This is a genomic window from Bifidobacterium cebidarum (genome assembly GCF_009193305.1).
Classification (GTDB): domain Bacteria; phylum Actinomycetota; class Actinomycetes; order Actinomycetales; family Bifidobacteriaceae; genus Bifidobacterium; species Bifidobacterium cebidarum.
Window position 1 is genome coordinate 232,989 of the sequence record NZ_WBVS01000001.1, and the last position, 25,352, is coordinate 258,340.

A 25,352-nucleotide genomic window follows, 5' to 3' on the forward strand; every position below is an offset into this window, starting at 1 on the left:
TTCCGCCAACAGCGATCATCAACGCTCAGACCATGATAATCGGCTTCAAACACGTATGAGCGGACTAGGATATGAGCACGGTTGGAAGTTCATATATTGTCGATATGGAAATCGAGGTGGTTGTATGGCAAACGGCAAATCGATGACCGTTGCGCAAATGGTGGAACTATTCGTGGATCACTCGGCACCCGTACGCGTGGACGCATTTGACGGCTCGCATTTTGGCCCGAGCGACGCCGATCTGCGTATTCGCATTACCAGCCCAAACTGCATGTACCAGCTCTTGGCACATCCGAATGAAATTGGCGTGGTCCGCGCTTACGTGCTCGGCGATTTTGATGTGGAAGGCATCGATTACGCCGACCCTTATCCGGCTATGCGCAAGCTCATTTCGCTGGCCAAGTACGTCAAGCCCATCACACCGGTTTCCTTCGCGCGAGTTTCGGCGGGCATCCTCAGTCACGGGCTCAGAAAGCCTCCAGTGCCTTCCACCGAAGGACCAAGCAAGTTCGACCGTATCAAGCGAGGACTGATGCCTCATACGGAGAAGGCCGATTCCGAAACGGTGAGCTTCCACTACGACATGTCCAACGAGTTCTATGCTGACTTCCTGGGCCCCTCCATGACCTATACCTGCGCGGTATTCGACAATGAGAACATGAGCCTGGAAGACGCCCAGGCGAATAAGCTGCGCCTGATTCTTGACAAACTTGGTCTCCAGCCTGGCGAGCGTTTGCTTGATATTGGCTGCGGCTGGGGCTCGATGGTCATCACTGCGGCCCGCCGCGGCATCAAAGCCCTCGGCGTGACTCTTTCCAAGGAACAGGCGGCATACGCGAATGATTGGATTCGCCGCGAGGGATTGCAAGATCTGGCCGAAGTGCGCGTGCAGGATTACCGCGAAGTCCCCGAGCGCGATTTCGACGGCATCTGCTCCATCGGCATGATGGAGCACGTAGGCACCAAAAACTATCAGAGCTATTTCGAGGAGATGTTCCGACTCCTGAAGCCGATGGGTCGACTGTTGAACCATCAGATCACCATCAGCCATGACAAGCCGAACGGCAAGCCCGGCACCGACGAATTCCTCGATCGATACATCTTCCCGGATGGTGATCTCGGCGCCCCCGGATTCATTGAATCCTGCATCCACGACGCCGGATTCAACGTGGTGCATCAGGAGAACCTGCGTCAGCATTACGCGCTGACCCTGCACCACTGGAACAAGAACCTTTCCGAACACTGGGACGACGCGGTCAAACAGGTTGGTTTCGAACGCGCCAAGGTCTGGGGTCTGTACATGGCGGCCTGCGCGTTGAACTTTGAGCTCGACGGCATTCAGATTCACCAGTTCCTCGCGGTCAAGCCCGACCGCGTCGGCCACCCGGACGGCAAGTGGTACCCACTGCGCCCTTGGTGGAAGGCCTGAGAACCAAAAAGCCCCGCTCGAAAGCGGGGCTTTTGCAGTGGTGGCTCCGAACGGCGTCGATCCGTTGACCTAGCGATTTTCAGTCGCTCGCTCTACCAACTGAGCTACAGAGCCATTGAATAGATCGCTTGTAAATAAGCGGCCATTCAAGCGACCCCGGCCGGACTTGAACCGGTGACCTCCGCCGTGACAGGGCGGCGCTCTAACCAACTGAGCTACGGGGCCGTGTTGTTTCTGTCTTGCGACAGGCAACAGATAGATATAATACTGAAAATCAGAACTTACGCAAACCACGGCGTGTCCGGCTGATTTCCAACGATTTGCATTGAATTACCACCACCCATTCACGATGTGATTTCGCGTAGTCACACACAGTACCGGCATAGAAGCCGGCCCCACGCATATCGAATGGCCCTATGCCCGCCGAAGTGTACCTGCCACCCGCCATCCGGCTCGGCATAGCGGGTGGCACAATGGTCAGATAGCGAATCATATAACAAGCAGCTCGCACACCACAGCGTGGCATGAACCACCTTGACGAAAGGCCAATCACCATTATGACCGACCCCCAATCCTTAATTGAGCCGGTAAACGAGGATTTCGACGCAACGCACGCCAACGAGGAACATACGGCGCCAGCTCACCCGATTCATAAAGTGCTGTCTTTCGTCCGTCGCTCGGCACGGCTGGACACCCGACTGCAGCGAGCATGGGACAACTATGCCGACACCTACCTTTTGGACATCGACGCCGGCAACGCACGGCTCGACGTGCGAGAGGGCTTCTCCTTGACCGAGGCATATATCCAGTCCACGTGGGGCAACAGCAACCCACTGATCGTGGAGATCGGCACCGGACAGGGGGAGAACGTGGTCGCCGCGGCCGCAGCCCATCCGGAAACTAACTTCCTGGCCCTTGAGGTATACGACCCGGGCGTGGCCCACACGCTGCTGCTGGCCGGCAAGCAAGGCCTTACCAACATTCGCATCGCCCAAGTCAACGCCGCGGAACTGTTCAAGGTCACCGCCCCCGGCACCATCGCCGAGGTCTGGACCTTCTTCCCGGACCCCTGGCCGAAGAAGAAGCATCACAAGCGCCGCATCGTGCAGCCGGAGCTCGCCAGCAACATTCATAATGCACTGGCGCACAACGGCGTATGGCGTATCGCCACCGACATCGAGGATTACGCGCTGCACACGCATGAGGTTATGGATCATCTGAATGGATGGAAGAACATCGGCACCATCACCGTAAGCCTGCCGCTGGAGCATGTTGGTAAGGGCAATGCCGACATGGCCGCCGATATGCCGCACGCCGACTTCACCGAGTCCGAACGCTTCGACGGTCGTGTACTGACCAACTTCGAAAAGAAGGGTCTGGACGCCGGTCGCGTGATTCACGACTTCACTTATCAGGCAGTCGCCCTTCGCTGAGCTCGCAGTTATGGCCTGGCTATAGTTGCGGGGCGGAAAAGCATTTTGGCCATTTATGCACTTGCATCCCACGCACCCCAATTGCAGCAGAACCTAAGATTGGCGCAATTCCAACGTTTCTCACACACGGACCGTGGGACACAACCAGTGAGCGGGATGCAACTGCAGAATGCACCCCATTGCATTTCCGTCCCGCAAAACCCAGCAATCCCAACACGACACGCCGAAGCAAATCAAAATTTGCGCAAACAGCAGAGGCTCACTATAGTAAGACGAGTTGTCCGCCCCCATCGTCTAACGGTTAGGACACCAGACTTTCAATCTGACAACGAGAGTTCGACTCTCTCTGGGGGTACTTCAACAAAAACCTCGACCATTAGGCCGAGGTTTTTTCATATGTTCATATGCGGTTGCACATAATGGGGTCCGCTTATTCCGAAGCCAACTACAGTGGTCACTAAGGGAATTCAGGCATCAGTCCTCGCCGTCGATCGAATCCGATGACTTGCCGGGAGAAGGGACGAGCATATGGAATGGTTGGAAGGCAGTCACACCGTGGTTCTCAGAGCCATCAGGGAGAAAGACGTCGAAATTCGGCATGACAAACGCCGCATAGTGCGTTCAGCGATTATCTTTACGCTTTTCGTCTGTGGAGGAATACTTCTACTTATCAGAGCGGCATCATCCCTGTGGGTATCCGACCATGGAGACATACCCATATGGACGCCTGGAGCGCTCGACCTGCCGGCTCTGGTGTGTGGAATCGCATTGCTTCTGGCGTCGGGCCTGCCGCTGTCCATCGTGATCGTGTCCTCGCGCGACAAGCGTTCATGGCAACGTCTCCGCCACAAACTCACGTCCGATTCATTTGTCGGCATCGAAGCGGAGCGAATTCACCCAGGCCTTGTCTCATATGCCGACGCTAGGGGCAATGATGACGATATATTCAAATATCCGGTGAAGCGTATCATGTGGCGGATCAGTCCGGAACATCGATCGATGCATGTACCGGCATATGTCGACGCTGCGCAATGGAAGGCCCTGAACGGCTTGCCCGATCCGCGCCCGAAATGGGAGCACCGGCATTTCATGGCCATGCTCGATATCAATCTCGTGGGAAGGCGCATCGCCGTAACCGGCATGGCCCCCATACCCGTAGTTTTCGTGGAACGCGCATGGGACGGCCGCAAAGACGGCAATAATCATGCTCGCATGCACGGAGCCTCCATACGACCCGTCGCAGGCACACTGCTCGTGGACGACGAGTCTTCCGCATCCGCACCAGCCGCCAATCGATAGGTCGTCTGCGCGCTGCCGCATATTGCCGGCAAGGTCGAGGTCTATTCATATCTTCGTATGTCGGGTCGCGGACACGATGCCCCGATATGCTCATCGCCTGCGCCCGCTATTCAGTAGGCGCATTACAGTGGGAGGCACACGAACGTCCATGGCACATGAATCGCAAATCGAAGCAGGTTCTCCCCCTCGCCAACAGCGAGTCGGCATGCGCGTCAAGGCCTTGAAGGCCGCATTTCCGCTCACGGTGCCGATTTGCATGGGTTTTCTCTTCCTCGGTGCGTCTTACGGCATGCTGATGGGCACCAAGGGATTCTCGTTCGTGTGGCCCATGTGCATGAGTGCGTTTATTTTCGCGGGCTCGATGGAATTCGTCACCGTGAACCTCCTGCTTTCCGCTTTCAATCCCCTGGCCGCTTTCCTGCTCGCCCTTATGGTGAATGCGCGCCATCTGTTCTATGGCCTGTCCATGTTGAGCAAATTCAAAGGCCTTGGCTGGAAGCGCCCGTACCTGATTTACGGCATGTGCGATGAAACGTTCGCCATCAACTCCTCCGCGCGTATTCCGCAGGACGTAGACCGTGGTTGGTTCTATTTATGGGTCACGCTGTTCAATCAATCGTATTGGGTTGTCGGAGCCACCGTTGGAGGCCTGATCGGCTCGCATCTGCAATTCAACACCGAAGGCCTCGAATTTGTGCTTACCGCACTGTTTCTGGTGATTTTCCTGGATCAGTGGCTTGGCGGCAAACATCACGAACGTCTCTCCGCGGTGATCGGTGTGCTGGCTTCCCTGATATGCCTGGTGATTTTCGGCGCTGATGATTTCATGATTCCCGCTCTTGTCGCCATGCTGGTGCTGTTCATGGCGCTGCGCCCCTATTTGGATACGCTGAAGCCCGAAACCCAAACCGAAACCGACGATACCGTCATCAATCACACGGAGGCTCACCAGCAATGACTATGACCATATGGCAGGGAGTGATTACCGTTGCCGTGGTGGCCTTCGGCACCATCCTCACCCGGTTTCTGCCGTTCATCGTCTTTCCGGAATCCAAAGAACCGCCACGCGTCATCGATTACCTTGGCTCGGTGCTGCCCTACGCCATGACCGGACTCCTCGTGGTGTACGCATTGCGCAATACGCCGATTCTCACGGGCTCACATGGCATTCCCGAGCTGATCGCCTGCGCTGTAATCGTGCTGCTGCACTGGTGGAAACGCAATATGCTGCTTTCAATCGCCAGCGGCACAATCGTGTACATGCTGCTGGTGCAATTGGTGTTTTAGCCGGCAACGAAAGACCGGGTCTCCATCAGGGGACCCGGTCTTCGCGTATCGGCATCAGTCTTTCAGCTGCTTCTCCACCCAGTCGACAATATAGGGTGCGACCTCTTCAATCTGGTCGATGGCAACCTCGAACTCATGAGGCCCGCCATACCATGGGTCGACCAGATCAATCTGGTCCTCGCGCCCCGGCTTCGGCTTGGGCAGGTTCGGATCGAAGCTGCGGTACATATGCACTTCGGCACGCTTGCCAGACGGCAGCATACGCAGCAGCGCGCGCATATGGGAAGCGGTCATCGGCAGGAACAGGTCGGTGCGATTGATTTCGTCGCGGGAAATGCGATGGGCGAAATGATCGCGGGGAATTTCATCGCCATAGCCACGTTCGCGCAGCACGCGCACGGCACGCGGATCGATCGGATGGCTCCACTCCTCGTCTGAGACGCCGCTGGATTCCACATTCACCTTGTCGCCTAGCCCACGTTCGTCGAAAAAGTGGCGCAGGATAATCTCCCCCATGGGGGAGCGGCAAATATTGCCGGTGCACACGGTCATCACGGTATAAGGATGGGTGGTATTGCTCATCGATTACTTTCGTCTCGTATGTCGTCGTATATGCAGCCAGTGGGCCACGTATCACTTGGTTTTCGTCAGCACGCAGAACCGGTAAGAAGCGATGCCGCAATCGGGGTCGGCCGGCTTGAGCCGCTCCCCCATCTCGGCTTCACGCCACAGGCCGGCCTCGACCAGCGCCTTCATATCCGGTGCGTAGGAATCGGCATCGACCTCGGCATCCAGCACTGTGATGTACGCCTTGTTGGCGAATGGCAACGCTTCAGCGAACAACTGCGCGCCACCAATCACCCAGATTTCGGAGCGATCCAGACCATCATCCGGAATCGCCTCCTGACGGGCCAAATCAAGTGCATCATCGAGGCTGGTGACCACGGTCGCGCCGGGTGCGCTGTAGAGCGGGTCGCGAGAGACCACGATATTGTCTCGATTCGGCAGCGGCCGGTACTTCAATCCCAATGATTCCCAGGTCTTGCGGCCCATGATCACCGGATGGGAGACGGTCAGCTCCTTGAAATGCTTCATGTCTTCAGCGCAATGCCAAGGCATTCCACCGTTAAAGCCGATTGCGCCCTGGCGACCTTCTTTGTCGCGGGCTTCGGCCCAAATCATATTCACCGAGAAAGTCTTGGGAAAGTCGTCTCCCCAGTCCTCCTCATTAGCAGACAGCCCGGCAACTCCGGGCTCGGGTTCGTGATAGCCGCTACGGCTACTGTCATGCTCCATTTCGCTTTACTCCTCCTGGATTCAACGGAACTGGGCCTTAGTGTAGTTGATATGTCAGACGGCTCCGCACTAGTAGCGGAGCCGAAGGTTGCGGACTGACGACTATCAGACCGCCACAGGCGCTTTGATAGTGGGGTGATGCCGGTACCCCACGATGGTGAAGTCCTCATACCGATAATCGAAAAGCGAATCGGCCTTACGGATCTCAATCTGCGGGTACGGGTAAGGCTCACGGCTCAACTGTTCGAGCACCTGCTCGATGTGATTGTCGTAGACATGGCAGTCACCACCGGTCCAGACAAATTCTCCCGGCTCAAGGCCGGCCTGTTGCGCCATCATCAGGGTCAGCAGCGAATACGAGGCCACGTTGAACGGCACGCCCAGGAACATATCGCATGAACGCTGGTACAGCTGGCAGCTGAGCTTGCCATCGGCTACGTAGAACTGGAACAACGCATGGCACGGCGGCAGTGCCATATGCTCCACCTCAGCCGGGTTCCAAGCCGACACCACCATGCGTCGGGAATCCGGGTGGTGCTTAATCAGATCCATTACATTGGCGATCTGGTCGATGGTACGGTTCGGGTCTTCGGGCGTAGGAGCCGGCCACGAACGCCACTGCGCCCCATACACCGGGCCCAGATCACCGTTCTCATCGGCCCATTCATCCCAGATATGCACGTTGTGTTCCTGCAACCACCGCACATTGGTGGAACCTTTGAGGAACCACAGCAACTCATATGCCAGTCCCTTGAAGAACACGGTCTTGGTCGTGAGCAACGGGAAATAGCTCGAGATATCAAATCGCATCTGCTGACCGAACAGGGAAATCGTGCCCGTGCCGGTGCGGTCGGACTTCAGCGTGCCTTCGGTCAGGATCTTGCGCACCAGGTCCTCATAGGGCATGGGGACATTGGTTTGCGGACGAGCGGGGATACGTGAACGGATTTCTGCAAGTTGTTCTTCGGTCAAAGCCATGCGCACTATGGTAGCGGCAGGGGCAAGACCTCAATTCCCCATCAGCGTCATCACCGGCGTCGCCATCGGTGCCACAGCAACACGATCCTTTAGCCATTACGGGCTGATACTCCCGCAATCACGATGCTCGAGGCATAATGGAAAGGTCAATCAATGCCATGAGATGCCGTAAGGAGGCACACTATGGGTAAGCGACTGTGGGTGGAGCGCAACAAGGACGGTTCATGGGACGCATTCAGCGATGATGGCGCTCACATCAAGTTCGGCAAGGATCGCGGTCAGTTCACCCCCGGCGATCTGATGAAGGTGGCTTTGGCCGGCTGCGCCGCGCTTTCCAGCCAATTCGCCATCGAGCACACGCTCGGCGAGGGCAAGGGCGCCAAGATCGTGGTGGATGGCTCCTACGACCCTGAGAACGACGCTTACACCGGTTTTGAAGAGCAGGTTGTGGTCGATGCCTCCGACGCCGGCCTTTCCGATGAGGACGCCGAAAAGCTCAAGGAACGCATCACCCGTCATATCGACAAGGGCTGCACAGTCAAGCACACCTATGTGCAGGAGACCCCTGTGCGCATGAATGTGACCATCAAGCACTAAATCAACCAACTGACCCGATAGTCGATTCCGGTCACTGCCGAAATCATCGGATAAGGGGCATGACGCTGGACCGTAAGCTTGGCCGAACGGCCTTGTGTCCAGCGTCATGCCCCTTATCTGATGACGGTCAGTTAGCAACTGGCCTACTGGGTCTACTGACGCTCGGGATCGATGGTCTTCTCGATTTCCTTGGCGACTTCCGGCTCGGCCTTGTCCACCGGAATCTCCTCGACGCCGGCGATCTCCTCCAGCGACTTGGTCGGCACGTCGGCCGGCGAGCTCGGAACCGTGTCAAGACGGGATTCCGCGGCTTCAACATACTTGCGCGGCACCACATACACCGGCCCCACGGCATGCTGCAAGAGTCCCTGACTGGTGGAACCAAGCAGTAGACCGGTGAAGCCGCCACGGCCACGGGAGCCCACCACCACAACATCATGATCGTAGCTGGCCTTGGTCAGGGCACTTACAGCCGGGCCAGAGACGATGTGCTTATTGATCTTCAGGTTCGGATGGGATTCCTGCAGCGGCTTGATACGCACCTCCAAGTCATCCTCATAGGACTTCAGCACATCGTCTTCGCCGTCGATGCCCTTCAGGTTCGGCACAGCGGAAAGCACGTCCAGTTCGGCATCCCAGCACGTGGCGAAGTCGGCGGCGATCTCCAGCGCCTTCAGACCCCACTTGGATTCGTCGGAGCCCACGGCCACCTTGGTGATCGTGTTGTTCAAATGCATCAGGTTGCCGTCGTCATCGGTGTACGGCACCACGACAATCGGGCAATACGCGTAAGCCGGCAGCGAGGAGGACGTGGTACCCAGCAGACGCTCAGCCAGACCGCCTTTGCCGCGGTTGCCGATCACAATGAGATTGTAGTTGCGGGAGAGCTCCACGAACACCGATGCCGGGTCACCGGTGACGATCAGCGTGGCGGCCTCGACACCCTGCTCATCAGCGATGGCCTTAGCTTTGGACAGAATCTCCTGAGCATCGGAATGCGCGGCATTGTCGTCCCCCATCGCCGTGTAGGTGGCATCAAATGATACCGCTGCATAGCTGGGCAGGGAATACGCGCAGACGATCTGCAGCGTGAGTCCGGCATGCTTGGCATAGTTCGCGGCCCACCATGTTGCCTTGTAACTGGCATGCGACCCGTCAACACCGACGAGAATGGCCTTGTCGTTAATCATGACGACCTCCTTGAAGTTATTACGGCATCAGCACCGCATACCTTTAACAATACCCCGCAATGCTCAAGTTGGCCGGTAATAAAAACGCGGGAAAAATCACAATCCCATCTGCCGACGCCCATAGCCGTACCCATGACGACAGATGAATAAAGGCTTTGCAAGCCTCATTTCCGGGACTTGCAAAGCCTTTGAAGAACAATCAATCCGATATGTTACGGGATGCGCACCACAGTGGTGAGCTTGCTGGCCAGGATACCCGCCAAGGCAACGTTGCTGCCATTCCAGCCACCGTGAATGGCCTTGCCACCGCCAACATATAAGGCGACGTGATCATAGTGAAGACCGCCATTGGCGCCGTTCGTGTACTTGTAGATCAGAATATCGCCCGGCTGGAGGGAACCATCAGTGACCACATAGCCGCCTGGCACATTGACGTATTCCTCGGGCCAGCCGTGGAAGTTAATGCCGCGAGCGGCAAGCGCCTTGGTCACCAGTGCAGTGCAGTCCATCGATCCGCCAATCAACGAATACGCACGATCGATAGAAGCCGCGGCGCCAGCGCTGGCAGTGGCCTCTGAATCGGAGTAGCTCAGCGCGGAACGGGAATTATTGCGGCTTGCCGCAGCATCGGACTGAGACTGAGACCGAGCCTGCTCGGCGGCCTTCTGAGCCGCCTCTTCCTGAGCTTTCTTCTGAGCCTCCGCATCCTTCTCGGCCTGAGATTTGGTCTGAGGAACGTTGAGACTTTCCACGTCTCCCCAGCTGGCATCATCAGCCACATCCGTGGAGGTGGCTTCAGCGGCGAAGTCCTTGCGCACCTGCGTGTATGCGGGGAAGGACTTGGTGGAGGTGACAGTCTCCTGGACCGAAGCAGCCGAAGCCGCAGGAGCAAAGGCGAACAAGCATGCAGCTGCGGCGCACACTGCCACCATAGAAGAGATTACGGAATTAGTCTTCATAGAACCCTCACCTTACACTGCACCATTCAACAAATCACGTCCACAGCGAAATTCAAAGCTATGAGATAATGCACATTCCCCGGCGTGTCGCGCTTGCCGTCATCAATCAGATACGAACCGGCCTCGCAGCAATCAGCACTATGAAGATAGCGGACATCAGTAATGAATGAACTGAAGCTTGCTGGCCTGGTCAGCGGAGAAGGTACGGCTGGAAATAACACCCAATCCCTTGACATTGGACTCGGAAACCTCAATCGAGCCGTCCGCGTTGATCTTCTCTATCACAGCTACATGCCCGTAATACGCGGCGGCACCTTCTTGACCCGGCTGGAACACCACGACGTCACCGACATGACGCGGGGTCCCATCCACCCAATATCCAAGAGCGCTGGCGGAGGAAGCCCAAGTAGTGGCGTTGCCGAACCTACTGCCGGTAGGCAGGCCCATCTGTGCACGGCGCTCATACGCATACCACGTGCACTGACCCCACGGGTACGTGTTGCCGTTGGCGCCGGTATCATGATTCGGATTGAACCCGTCCGGCACCACATCGGCATCCTGATCGAGCAATGCGGAGACCACCGCATTCTTTGCCGCGTTACGGTTCATCAGCTTGGTATCCAAGGCACCGTCGGAATTGCTCAAGCCCCAATCACCCTCGACATCAGACTGAGTGGCCACCGACGAGGTGAGATCGGTACGAGCTTCAGAACGCGACGCGGCGCTGAGGTCACTCACCCGCTTGATTTGCGTGGTGGTCGTGGCGCTATCGGCAACAGTCAGGTCTTCATCAGTGTTGGCAAAAGCCATGGCACCGGCTGCAGTGCCCACCAGAGCGGCGAGCGACGCGGAGGCGAGAATATGGCTGCGACGTTCGGCGGCACGGGCGGCCTGCCGAATCGAACGACGGGTTTGCGGAGCGATCTCGTTGATCTTGGCAGCCACTGCGGGGTCCAACCCCAGCACGGCTGCATCGTCGCCTGCGGACTGCACGGCGCGAACAGAGCGAATGGAATGTGTTCCCTTACCAGAGGAGAACAGCGCCTTCGCTAAGCTAAACTTCTGGCGTGTAACCTTGGCCGCTTTATGCGAAGCATGCTTCATACCTAATAAACTCCTTGGTTTGGTTGACAACGGCACATCATGATCAGGTACCGCTGTACCGACACTGCCATTTACTCTACAACGAACATGCGTCATTGAGGAATCAAACGACGAGCATATCGGCGTGTCAAACCGGTTCGATATCCTATTTTCGACAATATGTCAATCCGGCCACCGATCATGTTCTGGCGTTATTCCCCTGTGTTGACTACCCTATTCTGCGTGACTATGACAGTAAAGATTCCCGATTCGATAAAGCCCGAAGACGGTCGTTTCGGCTCCGGCCCCAGCAAGGTGCGCCCGGAGCAGATCGCAGCACTGGATGCAGGTGCCACTACTCTGCTTGGCACCTCTCACCGTCAGCTTCCGGTAAAGCAGCTGGTCGGCTCAATCCGCGAAGGATTGCACGACTTCTTCAAGCTGCCTGACGGCTATGAGATTGCCTTGGGCAATGGTGGCGCCAGCGCATTCTGGGAAATCGCATGCGCCTCCCTAATCACCCGGCGTGCCGCGTTCGGCACCTATGGCTCATTCAGCGCGAAGTTCGCCGCTTCCGCAGCCAACGCGCCGTTCCTTGAAGAGCCGGCTATTTTCTCGTCGGAACCCGGCACATATCGGCTTCCTGAGTTTACCGAAGGTGTGGATACCTATTGCTGGGCGCACAATGAGACCTCCACCGGTGTGGCGGCCCCGATTCATCGCGTCCACGGCAGCCAGGAGGCCGGTGCGCTGACCGTAATCGATGGCACCAGCGCGGCCGGAGCCTTGCCTATCGACATCAGCCAGACCGATGTGTATTACTTCTCTCCGCAGAAGGCGTTCGGTTCGGACGGCGGCCTATGGGTGGCCGTGCTTTCCCCCGCCGCCATCGAACGTGCGGCAGGCGTGGAGTCCAGCGCGCATCTCGATGGCGCGCGCCGATGGGTGCCGCCGTTCCTCTCGTTGACCAAGGCCTTGGAGAATTCCCGCAAGGACCAGACGCTGAACACTCCTTCCGTGGCGAATCTCATCATGATGGAGAACCAGGTCCGCTGGCTCAACGACAATGGCGGCCTCGACTGGGCCACCACCCGCTGCGCCAAGTCCGCATCGCTGTTGTATTCATGGGCCGAACGCTCCGATTACGCACAACCATTCGTCTCCGATCCCGCCGCGCGCTCCCATGCGGTGGTCACCATCGATTTGGATGAGCGTGTCCAGGCCAATCAGGTACTGGCGTTGCTGCGCGAAAACGGCATTGTGGATTGCGCCGGCTACCGCAAGCTCGGCCGCAACCAGCTGCGTGTCGGCGTGTTCCCATCAGTGGAACCGTCCGATGTGGTGAGTCTGACCAAGTGCATCGATTACGTGGTCGAGCATTTGTAACGCATTCGCCGGCACGACGTCCAAAGCATTCATAACGCCAAAGAAAAGTAGTAAAGAGGGGCGTTTGACGTTCCTCTTTACTACAGTCATAGACTATGAAGTTTGCGCCCATCATCGATCCAGCCATTCGCAAACCCGCACCGAAGCCGGTGCGGGTTGATTTGCGTAAGGTTTTCGGCATCGGCACCGGCCTGTGGGCCGTGGCGCTTATCATCGCCCTCATCGCGCTGACCATTCATCATGGCACGGAATCGTTTGTGGTGATATGCGCCTCGGGCGTGATCATCGGCCTGCTGCTGCTGATCTGGGAGTTCTTCGATCGCTGGGATTACCGGCGGCTTGGCCTGTAGCGGCTATCCGCCTATTGCGCGAGCGGCAGCGTCAGGCTAAACGTGCTTCCCTGCCCGGCCGCGCTCCACACCGAGACATCGCCATGATGCGTCAGCGCCACATGTTTGACGATGGCCAGACCAAGGCCCACGCCATCGGCCGTGCGCTCGTTCTGCGAGGCACCGCGATAGAACCGCTCGAAAATACGGCTCTGATCCTGTTTTGCTATGCCCGCTCCCTGATCAATCACACGAATCACAGCCTGATTGCCATCTTTGGAGGCTGAAGCGGAAACACTGACCACACCATTGTCCTTGGAGTATCCGATGGCATTCTCCACCAGCTTGGTCACGGCGCTATCGATTTGATCGGCCAATCCATTGATCACCAAGGCATCATCGCCTTTGAGACGCAGCTGCACGCCAGCCCGCTCGGCTTCCGGTTCCAGACATTTGATCGTGGCACGCAGCTGTTCCATGACATTAAGCCTATTGGCCGAGGACGGCGTAATCGGCTCCTGCGCACGAATCAGCAACAGCAGGTCGGAGACCATATGGTTGAGTTTGTTGCAGCTGGATCGCACAAGCCGCGCGTCCTTGACGATCTGCTCGCTGCCGGGATCACCCTGCTCGAGCGAGTCGGCCAATTGGGACAGCGCCTGTGTGGGCTTCAACAACTGCTCGGAGACATTGGTGATGAACGAATCACGAACCTGGCCGAAACGCACGATCTCGCTGACATCCGTGACTAGCACGATCACGAATTTCTCGCTGATACGCGCCACCGTGATCTTCAGCCAATTCGGTCGGCTCACCGACTGGGCGGTCACGTGATCGTTGCCACCGCGGTCCACCGAATAGCGGTCCGGTGTGGCAGTCGTTAAATCAAACTGGCGCTTGCCGCCGGATTTCCTGGCCTCGTGCACGGCCTCGAGCACTTTGGTGTCAATAATGGCGTCTTCCTCCACCACACCAAGTTGATAGGCCGCCGGACTTGAACGCACCACCGAATCATGTTCATCCACCACAATCGAAATGCCGGGCAGCATGGACAGCAAAGCCGCCGTGTCATCAGGCAAATCATCGATGTCATTGTCTTCACGATGGGCGAAGGACAGCGTTACGCGATGCGTGGCGATGCCCACAGCCATGGCAACAATCACAACCAGCAGAACGGCGAACAACGCGATGAGCGCAATCAGCGCTGCAAGCGGCATCTGTATCATGCCTTATATTCTTCCACACGCCGAAGGTCATTACTGTTCATTGCTGCGGCGCGCCGCTAATATGAATAACGAGTGAACGACCCAATGAACAGTTGAACAACTTGAGGTTGCGTTTAACTACGTTGATGTAGTGCGCATGAGTTGGAATAATAAACTGGTACAGGTTGCAACAAGCAAGCATGAAAGGCTAGAGAAATGCGCGTTATTTTCAACGAGGAGCTGAAGCAGGTTGCTGACGACCTCGACCATATGGCGCAAGATGTCCGTAAGGCGATCAACGGTGCCGGCGAAGCCCTGCTGAAGCAGGACGTCGAAGCCGCGCAAACCGTGATTGACGGCGACATCGAGATTGACGCCCTTGAATCCTCCGTTATCGATCAGTGCGTGAAGCTGCTCGCCAAGCAGAACCCGGTGGCCACCGATCTGCGCGTGGTGGTCTCCACGCTGCGTCTGGCTTCCACCTTCGAGCGCATGGGCGACCTTGCCCGCCACGTTGCTGAAGCCGCTCGCCGCACCTACCCGGCCTCTCCGCTGCCGGAATCCGCACAGCCGGTGTTCGCCGAGATGATCGACTTCCTGAACCACACCACCGACGAGCTGGTCGACCTGCTGAACAACCGTGATGAGAAGCACGCCGAGAACATCATCCTGAACGATGACAAGCTCGATGACCTGCACCACAAGACCTTCGAACTGGCTCTTTCTGATGACGTGACCCGTCAGCAGACGGTGGACATCGTGCTGCTGGGCCGCTTCCTGGAACGTCTTGGCGATCACGCCGTCTCCGTGGCACGTCGCGTGGCCTACATCGTCTCCGGCTTCGACCCTTCCAAGAAGCCGACTCGCGACGAGGGCACCGACATCGACTGATTGGCTTCATAATTCAAGACCTATCCCCTAGGGGATGCCCGAAACGGCGATCCGGTTACAACTGGGCGCCGTTTTCTTTTTGCTCTGACGCAGGATTTTGTACTGCACCAATCTGCGTCGGTGGCGCATAAAAAAAGGGACTGCACAACTATTGTGCGCAGTCCCTTGAATGTCTTAGCGCTGGGGGCGCTTCAGATCACTTCTGGCCCTGAGCGGCGACGGCAGCGGCACCGGCAGCAGCAGCTTCCGGATCCAGGTACTCGCCACGCGGCTTGATCGGCTTGAAGTTCTCGTCCAGCTCGTACAGCAGCGGGATAGCGGTCGGGATGTTGACCTTGGCGATCTCTTCCTCGGACAGGTTATCCAGCATCTTGACGATGGCACGCAGGGAGTTGCCGTGAGCGGCGATCAGCACGGTCTTGCCAGCCTTCAGCTCCGGCTCGATGGCGGACTTGAAGTACGGCTCGACGCGCTTGACCACATCGGCCAGGCACTCAGCTTCCGGAACCGGGTCGCCGACGTAGCGCGGGTCGTGGTTCTGGGCGTACTCGTCGTTCGGATCAATCTCGGGCGGCGGGGTGGCGTAGGAACGACGCCACAGCATGAACTTCTCGTCACCGTACTCTTCACGGATCTCGGTCTTGTTCTTGCCCTGCAGAGCGCCGTAGTGACGCTCGTTGAGACGCCAGTTACGCTCAACCGGAATCCACAGACGATCCGCGGCATCCAGTGCGATGTTGGCGGTGTTGATGGCGCGACGCAGCAGGGAGGTGAACACGATGTCCGGAAGGACGTTCTTCTCCTTGAGCAGCTCGCCGCCACGCTTGGCTTCAGCTTCACCCTGTTCGGTCAGCGGAACGTCGACCCAGCCGGTGAACTGGTTGGTTTTATTCCATGCGCTCTGTCCATGACGGAGCAGTACTAGTTTGTAAGACATACGGCCAGTCTACCGCCCGAAGGAGCCAAACGCGAACATTTATCTTATGTTTTGCGCATCGTTTAGGTAACGTTATGCAATCATCGCAGCAACGGCGGCGACCACCGCGAACAGCAGCGTCTGGAACCCGGCGTCGCTCAACGCTGTGCGGAACTGATGCTTCGGCACACTGGAGACCATACGAATCGGCACGGCGATGCCGGAGATCAATAGAATGCCTCCCCACGGCATCCACAGATACATGCACAGGAACAATCCCAAGGCCCACGCCAGAATGCAGCAGACCATCAGCAGAACAGTGGCGCGCTGCTCCCCAAGCCTCACTGCCAGCGTGCATTTATCATGCTCACGGTCAGATTCAATGTCACGCAGATTGTTGACCATCAGCAGCATCGCGGCATTCAGCCCGCAGCAGATGGCCGCAGCCACACCGAGCGCGTCGATTGAGCTGCTCAGCGCATATTCAGTACCCAGTACCGCGGCAAGACCGAAGAACAGGAACACCGCGACTTCACCAAGACCTGCATACCCGTACGGATGCCTGCCACCGGTATAGAACCAGCCGGCAGCAATGCTCAGCACACCTACAGCCAGCAGCCACCAAGCATGGGAGATCAGCACTGCCGCCAAACCGCAGAGAGCCGCAAGTCCTGCCGCAATGCCGGCAGCTGCCAGCACATGCTTCGGCGGCACTCCGGAAGCGACGAGTCGCTGTGGCTTGGCAATCCGGTTATTCACATCAGATGTTGAATCTGATTCCGCCGTGTCCCGACCATCATCAGTGCCGCGCACGCCATCGGAATAGTCATTGGCGAAGTTGACCGCAATCTGCAGCAACATTGCCACGAACATGCACAGTACGGCGACCGGCCAAAAATGAGCTTGCAATGGCTCGGCTACAGCTCGATTGGCAACGCATTCGGCAGGCACCGGAAAACTATCGATACAAGTGCCGAGTCGATCGATAATTCGCGACGCCAGCGCTGCTCCTACCAGCACCGGCGCGATGGAAGCGGGCAACGTCTTCGGACGCAAACCACTGAGCCATAAACGCAGATTCATGATTCCTCGCAATAATAAAAGGCTCCCCATTTTCTAGGGGAGCCAGAATCACAACACTAATCAGGCGACCAGCGGCTTGACCAACGGGAAGGTGATGGTCTCGCGGATCGTGGCGCCGGTCAGCGCGATGAGCAGTCGATCGATGCCCATGCCCATGCCGCCTGCCGGAGGCATGCCCACGCCAAGAGCCTCGAGGAAGTCCTCATCGATGTCGCAGGCCTCTTCGTCACCAGCGAGCGCATCCTTGGCCTGGGCCACGAAGCGTTCGCGCTGCACCACCGGGTCGTTGAGCTCGGAGTAGCCGGTGGCCAGTTCGAAGCCGCGCACGTAGAGATCCCACTTCTCCACCACGCCCGGCTTGGTACGGTGGCCTTTGACCAGCGGGGAGGTTTCGACCGGGAAGTCGCGCACGAAGGTCGGCTCGTAGAGCTTGTCCTCATAGAAGTGCTCCCAGAGGTGTTCGACCAGCTTGCCGTGGTTTTCGACTTCGTCGCGCTCCACGCCGAGCTTGTCGGCGATCTCACCAAGGTGTTCCACGGAGGTGCCGGGGTGGTCAGGGCCTCCGTTCGGCACGATTTCCTCGCCGAGGGCTTCGGAGAGAGAGTCGTACATGCTGATGGACTTCCATTCGCCGCCGAAGTCGTACTCGGTGCCGTCGAGCAGCGTGACCTTGTGGGAGCCGTAGACGTCCATGGCGGTCTTCTGCACGAGTTCCTTGACCAGCTGGCCGATGGAATCATAGGTGCCGTAAGCCTGGTATGCCTCGACCATCGTGAATTCGGGAGCATGCGTGGCGTCGACGCCCTCGTTGCGGAAGTCGCGGTTGATCTCGAACACGCGGTCGATGCCGCCTACCAGGCAGCGCTTGAGGAACAGTTCGGGGGCGATGCGCAGGTAGAGGTCCAGGTCGAACGCGTTCATATGCGTGGTGAACGGACGGGCCGCGGCACCGCCGTGCAGGGTCTGCAGCATCGGGGTCTCGACCTCGAGGAAGTCGTGGCTGGCGAAGGTGTTGCGCAGGGAGGCCACGGCCTTGGAGCGGTTGCGCACCATGTTGCGGGTCTTCTCATCCGCGATCATGGCGATGTACGGCTTGCGGGTGCGGGTGTCTTCGTTGAGGTCCTTGTGCAAAGCCGGCAGCGGCTGCAAGGCCTTGGAGGCGATGGCCCATTCGGTGGCGAACACGGAGAGCTCACCAGTCTTGGACGCGATGACGCGACCCTTCAGGTACAGGTGGTCGCCAAGATCAACGAGCTGCTTGAACTGCTTCAGGGAATCGGCGCCGATCTCCTTCTTGGAGATCATGCCCTGAATCTTGGTGCCATCGCCTGCTGCGAGCTGCACGAAGCACAGGCCGCCGGCGTTACGCAGGAAGAGCACACGGCCGGCGATGCCGACCATGTCCTCGGTCTCTTCGCCGGCTTCGAGCTTGCCATCATACTTGGCGCGCACGGCTTCGATGGTGCTGGTCACATCCAGGTGCACCGGGTAGGGGGCGATGCCGGCGTCCAGCATCATAGCGCGCTTGGCCACGCGCATCTGCACCTGTTCAGGGTGAGCCAGCGGGCCGAATTCCTTGTTGGACGGGTCCACGGCCTCGTCCAGCGTGGCGCCGGACTTGATCTTCTCGGTAATGGTGGCGTCCTGCTTAAGCAGCATTTCCGCGCGCTCAACGGTGGTCATCTGCGGGACCGCCGGGGTTTCGTTCTCGGTATTTTCGGTATGTTCTACAACTTCAGCCATGGTTCTTCAGTGTACGCAAGGCCGGCGATTATACGGACAGCTAACTTCCACGCCCTGCATATGGCCCATTGATGGTGCTTCCGACACATGAGAAGGCACATGTGACGCACGCGCAGATCGTACATAACAAGACCGCGACACGCCGATTTTGCACTCATCGCATAATCCTGTAGTATTTACGTCTGTTGCCAAAACGGGCTGTAGCGCAGCTTGGTAGCGCGCTTCGTTCGGGACGAAGAGGCCGCGGGTTCAAATCCCGCCAGCCCGACAACTCAAAGGGCCATCGGTGAAAGCCGGTGGCCCTTTTGCTATGCGCATGCCGCGCAATGCAGTGATATTGCCCGGCCATCTACGCCTCACAGCACAATCCAAGAGGAACACAACATGAAGAAAAGCTTGCTTGCACTCGCTTCAGGCGCATTCATCCTCGGCGCGGCCGAATTCGTGATGATGGGCATTCTTCCGCAGGCCGCCGAAGCCACCCATGTTTCCATCCCGACCGCCGGCAACTACATCTCCGCCTATGCCATCGGCGTATGCATCGGCACGCTGATTCTGGTGTTCGGTCGCAAAGTGCCGCCGCGCAATCTCATCGTGCTGTTTATGGTGATTGCGCTTGTGGGCAATATGATGTCCGCATTCGCGCCGAATGCAGCCATCCTCATCGTGGCTCGATTCATATCCGGACTGCCGCATGGCGCATTTTTCGGCACCGCCACGCTCATCGCCAAAACGCTGGCCGATAAGGGCAAGGAGGCACAAGCCGTATCCATCATGGTTACCGGACAGACTGTGGCCAATATGCTCGGCGTACCTGCCGGCACCTTGCTTGCCGAGTATCTGAACTGGCGACTCGCCTTCGGCGTGCTTGCCGCATGGGCCGCCATGACCATCGTGCTCACCGTCATGATGATTCCTTATGTAGCGCCGATCAAGGATGCCGGCATCGCGGGCCAGTTCAAGTTCCTTACTCGTCGCGGCCCGTGGGTGATTCTCGCCGCCGTATTCACCGGCAACGCAGGCGTGTTCTGCTGGTGGAGCTACGTCTCCCCTTGGCTGCAGAAAACCGGCGGATGGCCGTCTGCGTGTGTACCGTTCCTGATGATGCTCGCAGGCTTCGGCATGGTGGTCGGCGGCCTGATCGGCGGTCGCATCACCGACCGTTGGCGTCATGCCGGCACGGCAGCTCTTGGTCAGGCCATCTCCGGCATCGGCCTGCTGATGGTCATTCTGCTACCTGGCAATCATTTCACCACCGCGATGCTTACCTTCTGGATCGCCTTTGGTCTGTTCTTTATTTCCGCACCGCAGCAGCTCTTGATGACCGAAGCCGGCCAGGGCGGCGGCGAGCTCATCGCCGGAGCGGCCGTGCAGGTGGCGTTCAACTTCGGCAACGCGGTCGGCTCCATCGTCGGCGGCCTGATGCTGACCACCTTCTCGATGAATTACCGATTCACTGGCTTGGGCGGACTGCCGCTGGCCATACTGTCCGTGGGTTTGCTGGCGTTCTATTCCTGGCGTTGCGAGACGGATACCGAAGCCGCCCAACGTCTGCGCAATATCAACGTTGACTGACGGATATCTAACACTGACTGTAGGTTTTCGAACGAATTTCGTTCAAAAACCTACAGTCAGTGTTCAAAAACCTACAGTCCACAAGAATGACTGGCCGACAAAGACTGAGAGGTAATTCACAAGGTTGTAGTGACATGCACGCCTCCCTGCCCATAGACTGATACGAGAGTCTGTTCAAGGAGGACCATGATGGTTGACGAAGACGCGCTGCTCGAGCAATTCGCCGCACAGTTTGCGCACGACCCAGGCGATCTGGATGACACAGCCGGCTTGCAAGACAATAATGACGTTGATGGCAGTGAGGCGCCCGCAACCTTTGACACCACCGCCTTCCTCAACGGCTTGGATGACATCTTCAACCGTCACGCCGCAGAGACCGAGGCAGGCCCATATCTGGAGCAAGCCGCAGTGGATGCGGAGAATGCAGGCGACGAAGCGGGCCTGTTGACCGTGCTCAATGAAACGATGGGATTCTACCGTTCGCAGGGCCGCCACAAGGAGAACCAGTGGATTGTGCAACGAGCCATCGAACTGGCACTGCATATGGGATTGGAAGGTTCCGAAGTCTGGGCCACCACGCTGATCAATTGCGCCACGGCCATGCGCGCGGCAAAACAATACGATCAAGCCGAAGATCTCTATGCTCAAGCGCTGGCATGTGCGCAAAAGGTCTATCCGGCCAACGATCGCCGGCTGGCGGCACTGCACAACAACCTCTCCATGCTCTACAGCGAGACCAACCGTCTGCCTCAAGCGGAAGAGGAGCTGAGCAAGGCTCTCACCATCATCGAAGCATCGAGCGTGAACCCGCAAGCTGATATCGATGTGGCCTCCTCCCACACCAATCTCGCTTTGGTGCTACTGCAGGAAGGCAAACTTGAGGATGCCCATACGCACGCAGCCCAAGCATTGACCATTTATGCCACCGGCAAGCTCACGCATTCCGCGCATTATGCTTCCGCATTGGCGGGATTTGCGCAAGTGCTCTATGCCGAACAGCGCTACAGCGAGGCAGTGGACCACTATCGCAAGGCGTTGGCGGTTATCGCCGAATGCTATGGCACGGACACGGACTACTATCGCATCACCGCTGAGAATCTGCGCGAGGCTGAAGCTAAGGCTGGCAGTGCAGCGGACACAGCGAGCGCCGGTGACACTAACGGCAATGCTGCTACGCTCAATGGCACCGGCAGTACCGCAACCGCAGCAGCATCTGGCTCTGTCGTCGGTACCGCTGATGATGCATCAGATTCATCCTGCCCGATTTCCGGCCTGAAGCTGGCGCGCGAATTCTTCAATCAGGTCGGCAAACCGATGATCGTGCAGCGTTACCCGGACTATGCGGCCCGTATTGCAGCAGGTTTGGTCGGCCACGGTTCGGAATGCTATGGCTTCGACGATCGATACTCCCAGGACCATGATTTCGGCCCGCGCTTCTGCTTGTGGCTCAACGATGAGGATTATGCAGCCATCGGCAAGCAGTTGCAGGCTGATTATGATGCACTGCCACGCGATTTTATGGTGGACGGACAAGGCGCCGTGCACTTCACCGGCACCGCCGACGCCGCTGACGATAGCGCGACTGCCGACTCGCCCGCCACCCAGCACCTCTCCCCCACCACGCCGCGCGCGCAAGGTGCCAACCGTCGCGATGGCGTGTTCCGCATCGGCGAGTTCTTTACCTCCATCACCGGCTATGCCGCAGCCCCCGTTCAGGATGCGCCGCATGAGTGGCTGATGTTGGATGAGGCCACGCTGGCGGCGGCCACCAATGGCGCGGTATTCCAAGACCCGACCGGCGATTTCTCGTCAGTGCGTCAAGGCTTCAAGGACATGCCGGATGATGTGCGCTTGTCGCTGATCTCCAAGCGTCTCGGCATGATCGCACAAGCCGGGCAATACAATCTGCCACGCTCCCTGAAACGCGGCGACGGCGCCGCCGCCTGGCTATCCATCAATGAGTTCGTGAACGCTACAGCTTCGCTGGTATTCCTGATTAATAAGCCGTTGATCGTCGGCTACTTGCCGTATTACAAGTGGCAGTTCGCCGCCCTGCGCAAATTGTCCGGCTCGATGTTCGCCTTATTGCCGGATATCTGCGAACAATTGGAGACGGTGATGCGTCTGAGCTCGGCCGCATGCTTCGGTGGGGCCGGATTCGGTGAGGGAGGCAAGGGCGCTGCTCCTGCCGCCGATTCCATCGCTAACACCGTGGAGCACATTGCCGATGAAATCGTCAAAGAGCTGCAACGCGAAGGTTTGACTACGTCCAGCGAAGCCTTCCTGGAATGGCAGCGCCCCTATGTGGAGGAGCATATCCAGTCCAACAATCCTGTATTGAGGAGCTTATGATGACTCACCATGATGATGAGCTGCGCGAAGCCATTGTGCGGCATGAATGGAACCAATTCCAGAACACCAATAACGAGGGCGGCCGCGCAGCTTGCCAGGGTAACTGGCCAGTGTTCCATCAGATGCGTCTGGCGCAGTTCTTGACATGGCCGCATGATTTGTTGGTTTCCTATGCGGCGGATCTGGACGCGGCGGATGAAATCGGCCGCAACCTCATCACCGAAAAGTATGGCCGCATGATGGCATCCACTGCGCCAGACGAGTTCGCAAAGAACATCGAGCCGTATATTCCAGAGCTATCGGCAGACCGCATCGCACGTCAAGAGCAGGTCATCACACAGCAAGTGGCATGGGCTGCTGATTTCCGCGAGCGCTACCCGAGGCTCGGTCAAGCCATGCGCGTGCTCACCACCAGTGAAGACACGTCTCAAGCCACCTCGTTCGAGACCTATTTGCGTGGCGAACTCGGTACGTATTCAGATGCCACGTTCAACCTGTATGAAGCCATGATCAGCGAGCGCGCGAGCGCTACTCCTCCACGCAATATCACTGAAGAAACATTGCTGCACACGGTGAGGCTGGGTGGATTCGACAGTCTGGACGAGGCGGAGGCCCTGCAAGCAGCGCAGTCGTGACCTAGGCCCAGCCGAACAGGCCCCAGAATGCCATGGAGAGCAGCGTGAAAACCGCAGCTGCAATCACCAGCCAGCACGTTGCACGTTGAAGACCGGTAATGCTATGGCGAATGCTCCACATGACCTCCCCACTCCACGCGAGAATAATCACCGAAAGGATAGCAATTACCTGCACCGCATGCCAGCCGATATCGAACAGCCCCGGTGCCGGAGTCATGGCGAATACCGCTGCGGCACCAACTGCGGCAAGATAGCCGTACAGCAACGCAGAAGCGGTGAGCAGGCTCACTCCCAAGCCCCAGCAGGGTTCGGTAATACTGGCAGACATCGTTCCACGAGCGTGCGATGGCGGCACCGTATACAATGCCGCACGTTTTCCCGGCATACGCACAAATCCGTTATCCCGCTCACGCCATGCCGCGCGCAAGGTTGCAACAAGGCCCAGCAGCAAGGCAGCCCCCAGCAATATCGGCCCGGCGAGCATCACACCCACCAGCACCCCCAATGATCCGATGATGCCGGAATTGGTTCGGCTCGGCGCCGCATACTGCTGATTCGGCTGGACGCCCGCCACTTGCGGCGTAGCCCAGCCGCTCGTCGATGCTCCAGCCGCCACACCGTTCACCCAGTTCTCCAACGCCTGTGTATAGCCATCGGCGAGAGGAAGCCCAGGAGCGAACAGCCCCTTACCGGCGCGCATCTGATGGTTGCCGGCGAAGTAGCGTACGGTCACCGCCTTGTTCCCGCTGCGCGCGGCCACGCGCATGATACGTTGCGCGCCTTGTTCGATGGGCATGGCGGTGTCGTATACGCCGTAGCTCACCAGCACCGGCATGGTCAAGGATTTGAGATAATAGTCGGCATCGAAATCGGCATATTGAAAGCCAAACGGCTTGTAGTCCAAAGACAGTAATTTCATCGTGTCTTCGATCACCGGCTTTGGTGCCCCGGCCTCATGCGCATACGTGCTCATCGCCACGGCCATCTGCTCACGGCCTTTGAATACCGGTGCTGAAGTGAGCGCCGCAAATGCGATATCGTGGCGCTTGGACGCTAAAACCGTGGCGATCCAAGTGCCCTCGGATTCGGCATAGATACCGGTGTTGGATTGGTCCACACCGTCGATGCCGCGCAGTACATCCATCGCCGTGCTGTATTCGCCGGCGAATCGCGGGTAGTCGCGATGGAATACCGTGTAGTCGTCGTTGCTTTTGGCCGGCACCAAGGTCACGATGCCGGCGGAGGCCATGGCGTTGGCGATGTCGCCGAAGTCCTCGGCGCCGCTGGTGCCTGACCCGTGAATGAACAGGCAGGCAGGCCGTTTCCCAGGCGCATTAATCGGCTCACGGAGCACGGCAGGCAGCGTCTCGCCGTCACCGACATCGATGGACAGCTGGGTTTCGCGGGTCTGGTATTGCCCTTCATGAGCGATGGCGATGTTCGCCGGAACGATAGCAGGATCGGCAGAGGTTACGCCGATGTGATCGGTATAGGGCTGGTTATTCCACCGCGGCAGCATAGCCCAGCCAAGCAGCGCGCAGATAAGCAGCAGGACCAGCGCAACACCCGCAATGCGCACCACTCGTTTCATCGCATCCTCCCGATTCATGCAACAGGCATAGGTGTACTCGCATCGTCACCCAGTCTCAACTTGCAGGCCAGAACACCATCTATTCCAACCGCAAA

Annotated in this window: 23 protein-coding genes and 4 tRNA genes; 14 read left to right on the forward strand and 13 right to left on the reverse strand. The window is 58.1% G+C overall.

Going from position 1 to position 25,352, the window contains the following annotated elements; all coding sequences use genetic code 11:
- The first annotated feature begins 124 nt into the window (after positions 1-124).
- Positions 125-1,429 (forward strand): class I SAM-dependent methyltransferase, encoded by a 1,305-nt coding sequence (locus F7D08_RS00930; protein ID WP_152208881.1) that lies wholly within the window; start codon positions 125-127, stop codon positions 1,427-1,429.
- Between the two features lie 38 nt (positions 1,430-1,467).
- Here F7D08_RS00930 and F7D08_RS00935 read toward each other — a convergent pair.
- Positions 1,468-1,543, reverse strand: a tRNA-Phe gene (locus F7D08_RS00935).
- Between the two features lie 37 nt (positions 1,544-1,580).
- Positions 1,581-1,654: transfer RNA gene (locus F7D08_RS00940), tRNA-Asp, on the reverse strand.
- A 332-nt stretch (positions 1,655-1,986) separates the two neighbouring features.
- On the opposite strand from F7D08_RS00940, the gene trmB reads away from it, so the two are divergent.
- From trmB to F7D08_RS00965, 5 genes are all read left to right on the forward strand, one after another.
- On the forward strand, positions 1,987-2,862 hold the full coding sequence (gene trmB / locus F7D08_RS00945; protein ID WP_152208882.1) for a tRNA (guanosine(46)-N7)-methyltransferase TrmB: 876 nt from the start codon (positions 1,987-1,989) through the stop codon (positions 2,860-2,862).
- A 283-nt stretch (positions 2,863-3,145) separates the two neighbouring features.
- Positions 3,146-3,217 (forward strand) — tRNA-Glu (locus tag F7D08_RS00950).
- A 173-nt stretch (positions 3,218-3,390) separates the two neighbouring features.
- Complete coding sequence (locus F7D08_RS00955; protein ID WP_152208883.1) at positions 3,391-4,161, forward strand: hypothetical protein; 771 nt, start codon at positions 3,391-3,393, stop codon at positions 4,159-4,161.
- A gap of 205 nt (positions 4,162-4,366) precedes the next feature.
- Positions 4,367-5,119 carry an AzlC family ABC transporter permease gene (locus tag F7D08_RS00960; RefSeq protein ID WP_152209088.1) on the forward strand — a complete coding sequence of 251 codons (753 nt, stop codon included), beginning with the start codon at positions 4,367-4,369 and terminating at the stop codon, positions 5,117-5,119.
- Positions 5,116-5,448, forward strand: coding sequence for a branched-chain amino acid transporter permease (locus tag F7D08_RS00965; RefSeq protein WP_152208884.1), 333 nt, complete (start codon positions 5,116-5,118; stop codon positions 5,446-5,448). Before F7D08_RS00960 ends, F7D08_RS00965 begins: the two co-directional genes overlap by 4 nt.
- A 54-nt stretch (positions 5,449-5,502) precedes the next feature.
- Here F7D08_RS00965 and F7D08_RS00970 read toward each other — a convergent pair whose 3' ends face one another.
- From F7D08_RS00970 to F7D08_RS00980, 3 genes are all read right to left on the reverse strand, one after another.
- Positions 5,503-6,030 (reverse strand): low molecular weight protein-tyrosine-phosphatase, encoded by a 528-nt coding sequence (locus F7D08_RS00970; RefSeq protein ID WP_152208885.1) that lies wholly within the window; start codon positions 6,028-6,030, stop codon positions 5,503-5,505.
- A 51-nt stretch (positions 6,031-6,081) separates the two neighbouring features.
- Complete coding sequence (locus tag F7D08_RS00975; protein WP_152208886.1) at positions 6,082-6,744, reverse strand: dihydrofolate reductase; 663 nt, start codon at positions 6,742-6,744, stop codon at positions 6,082-6,084.
- A 105-nt stretch (positions 6,745-6,849) separates the two neighbouring features.
- Positions 6,850-7,650, reverse strand: a complete 801-nt coding sequence (locus F7D08_RS00980; RefSeq protein WP_193316150.1) for a thymidylate synthase — start codon at positions 7,648-7,650, stop codon at positions 6,850-6,852.
- Positions 7,651-7,905: 255 nt separating this feature from the next.
- On the opposite strand from F7D08_RS00980, the gene F7D08_RS00985 reads away from it, so the two are divergent.
- Positions 7,906-8,319: an OsmC family protein gene (locus F7D08_RS00985; protein WP_152208888.1), complete on the forward strand. Its 414-nt coding sequence runs from the start codon at positions 7,906-7,908 to the stop codon at positions 8,317-8,319.
- A 152-nt stretch (positions 8,320-8,471) separates the two neighbouring features.
- On the opposite strand, the gene F7D08_RS00990 is transcribed toward F7D08_RS00985, so the two are convergent.
- The 3 genes from F7D08_RS00990 to F7D08_RS01000 form a co-directional block, all read right to left on the reverse strand.
- Positions 8,472-9,509, reverse strand: coding sequence for a universal stress protein (locus F7D08_RS00990; RefSeq protein ID WP_152208889.1), 1,038 nt, complete (start codon positions 9,507-9,509; stop codon positions 8,472-8,474).
- A gap of 212 nt (positions 9,510-9,721) precedes the next feature.
- Positions 9,722-10,468: an NlpC/P60 family protein gene (locus F7D08_RS00995; RefSeq protein WP_152208890.1), complete on the reverse strand. Its 747-nt coding sequence runs from the start codon at positions 10,466-10,468 to the stop codon at positions 9,722-9,724.
- Between the two features lie 156 nt (positions 10,469-10,624).
- Positions 10,625-11,572, reverse strand: coding sequence for a CHAP domain-containing protein (locus tag F7D08_RS01000; RefSeq protein WP_152208891.1), 948 nt, complete (start codon positions 11,570-11,572; stop codon positions 10,625-10,627).
- Positions 11,573-11,794: 222 nt separating this feature from the next.
- Between F7D08_RS01000 and serC the strand changes: the two genes are divergently transcribed.
- Together serC and F7D08_RS01010 are read left to right on the forward strand one after the other, a co-directional pair.
- Positions 11,795-12,937: a phosphoserine transaminase gene (serC, locus tag F7D08_RS01005; RefSeq protein WP_152208892.1), complete on the forward strand. Its 1,143-nt coding sequence runs from the start codon at positions 11,795-11,797 to the stop codon at positions 12,935-12,937.
- Between the two features lie 95 nt (positions 12,938-13,032).
- A complete protein-coding gene (locus tag F7D08_RS01010; RefSeq protein WP_152208893.1) occupies positions 13,033-13,287 on the forward strand; it encodes a DUF2530 domain-containing protein in 255 nt (84 codons plus the stop codon).
- Positions 13,288-13,298: 11 nt separating this feature from the next.
- On the opposite strand, the gene F7D08_RS01015 is transcribed toward F7D08_RS01010, so the two are convergent.
- Positions 13,299-14,492: a sensor histidine kinase gene (locus tag F7D08_RS01015; RefSeq protein WP_152208894.1), complete on the reverse strand. Its 1,194-nt coding sequence runs from the start codon at positions 14,490-14,492 to the stop codon at positions 13,299-13,301.
- Positions 14,493-14,687: 195 nt separating this feature from the next.
- Here F7D08_RS01015 and phoU point away from each other — a divergent pair, with 195 nt between their 5' ends.
- Positions 14,688-15,362, forward strand: coding sequence for a phosphate signaling complex protein PhoU (phoU, locus tag F7D08_RS01020; protein ID WP_152208895.1), 675 nt, complete (start codon positions 14,688-14,690; stop codon positions 15,360-15,362).
- A 196-nt stretch (positions 15,363-15,558) separates the two neighbouring features.
- On the opposite strand, the gene F7D08_RS01025 is transcribed toward phoU, so the two are convergent.
- From F7D08_RS01025 to lysS, 3 genes are all read right to left on the reverse strand, one after another.
- Positions 15,559-16,299, reverse strand: coding sequence for a phosphoglyceromutase (locus F7D08_RS01025; protein ID WP_100493512.1), 741 nt, complete (start codon positions 16,297-16,299; stop codon positions 15,559-15,561).
- A 72-nt stretch (positions 16,300-16,371) separates the two neighbouring features.
- A complete protein-coding gene (gene menA / locus F7D08_RS01030) occupies positions 16,372-17,361 on the reverse strand; it encodes a 1,4-dihydroxy-2-naphthoate octaprenyltransferase (RefSeq protein WP_152208896.1) in 990 nt (329 codons plus the stop codon).
- A gap of 60 nt (positions 17,362-17,421) precedes the next feature.
- Entirely contained in the window at positions 17,422-19,104 is a 1,683-nt protein-coding gene (gene lysS, locus F7D08_RS01035) for a lysine--tRNA ligase (protein ID WP_152208897.1), read from the reverse strand.
- 194 nt (positions 19,105-19,298) lie between these two features.
- Between lysS and F7D08_RS01040 the strand changes: the two genes are divergently transcribed.
- From F7D08_RS01040 to F7D08_RS01055, 4 genes are all read left to right on the forward strand, one after another.
- Positions 19,299-19,372, forward strand: a tRNA-Pro gene (locus F7D08_RS01040).
- 116 nt (positions 19,373-19,488) lie between these two features.
- A complete protein-coding gene (locus F7D08_RS01045) occupies positions 19,489-20,679 on the forward strand; it encodes an MFS transporter (RefSeq protein ID WP_152208898.1) in 1,191 nt (396 codons plus the stop codon).
- Between the two features lie 189 nt (positions 20,680-20,868).
- The gene (locus tag F7D08_RS01050) at positions 20,869-23,031 is read left to right on the forward strand and encodes a DUF4037 domain-containing protein (protein WP_152209090.1); all 2,163 of its coding nucleotides are present in this window, start codon (positions 20,869-20,871) and stop codon (positions 23,029-23,031) included.
- Complete coding sequence (locus tag F7D08_RS01055; protein ID WP_404979629.1) at positions 23,028-23,666, forward strand: DUF4125 family protein; 639 nt, start codon at positions 23,028-23,030, stop codon at positions 23,664-23,666. The genes F7D08_RS01050 and F7D08_RS01055 overlap by 4 nt, the downstream gene beginning before the upstream one ends.
- A 1-nt stretch (position 23,667) precedes the next feature.
- Here the strand turns inward: F7D08_RS01055 and F7D08_RS01060 are convergent, their stop codons facing one another.
- A complete protein-coding gene (locus F7D08_RS01060; protein WP_152208899.1) occupies positions 23,668-25,275 on the reverse strand; it encodes an alpha/beta hydrolase family protein in 1,608 nt (535 codons plus the stop codon).
- Between the last annotated feature and the right edge of the window lie 77 nt (positions 25,276-25,352).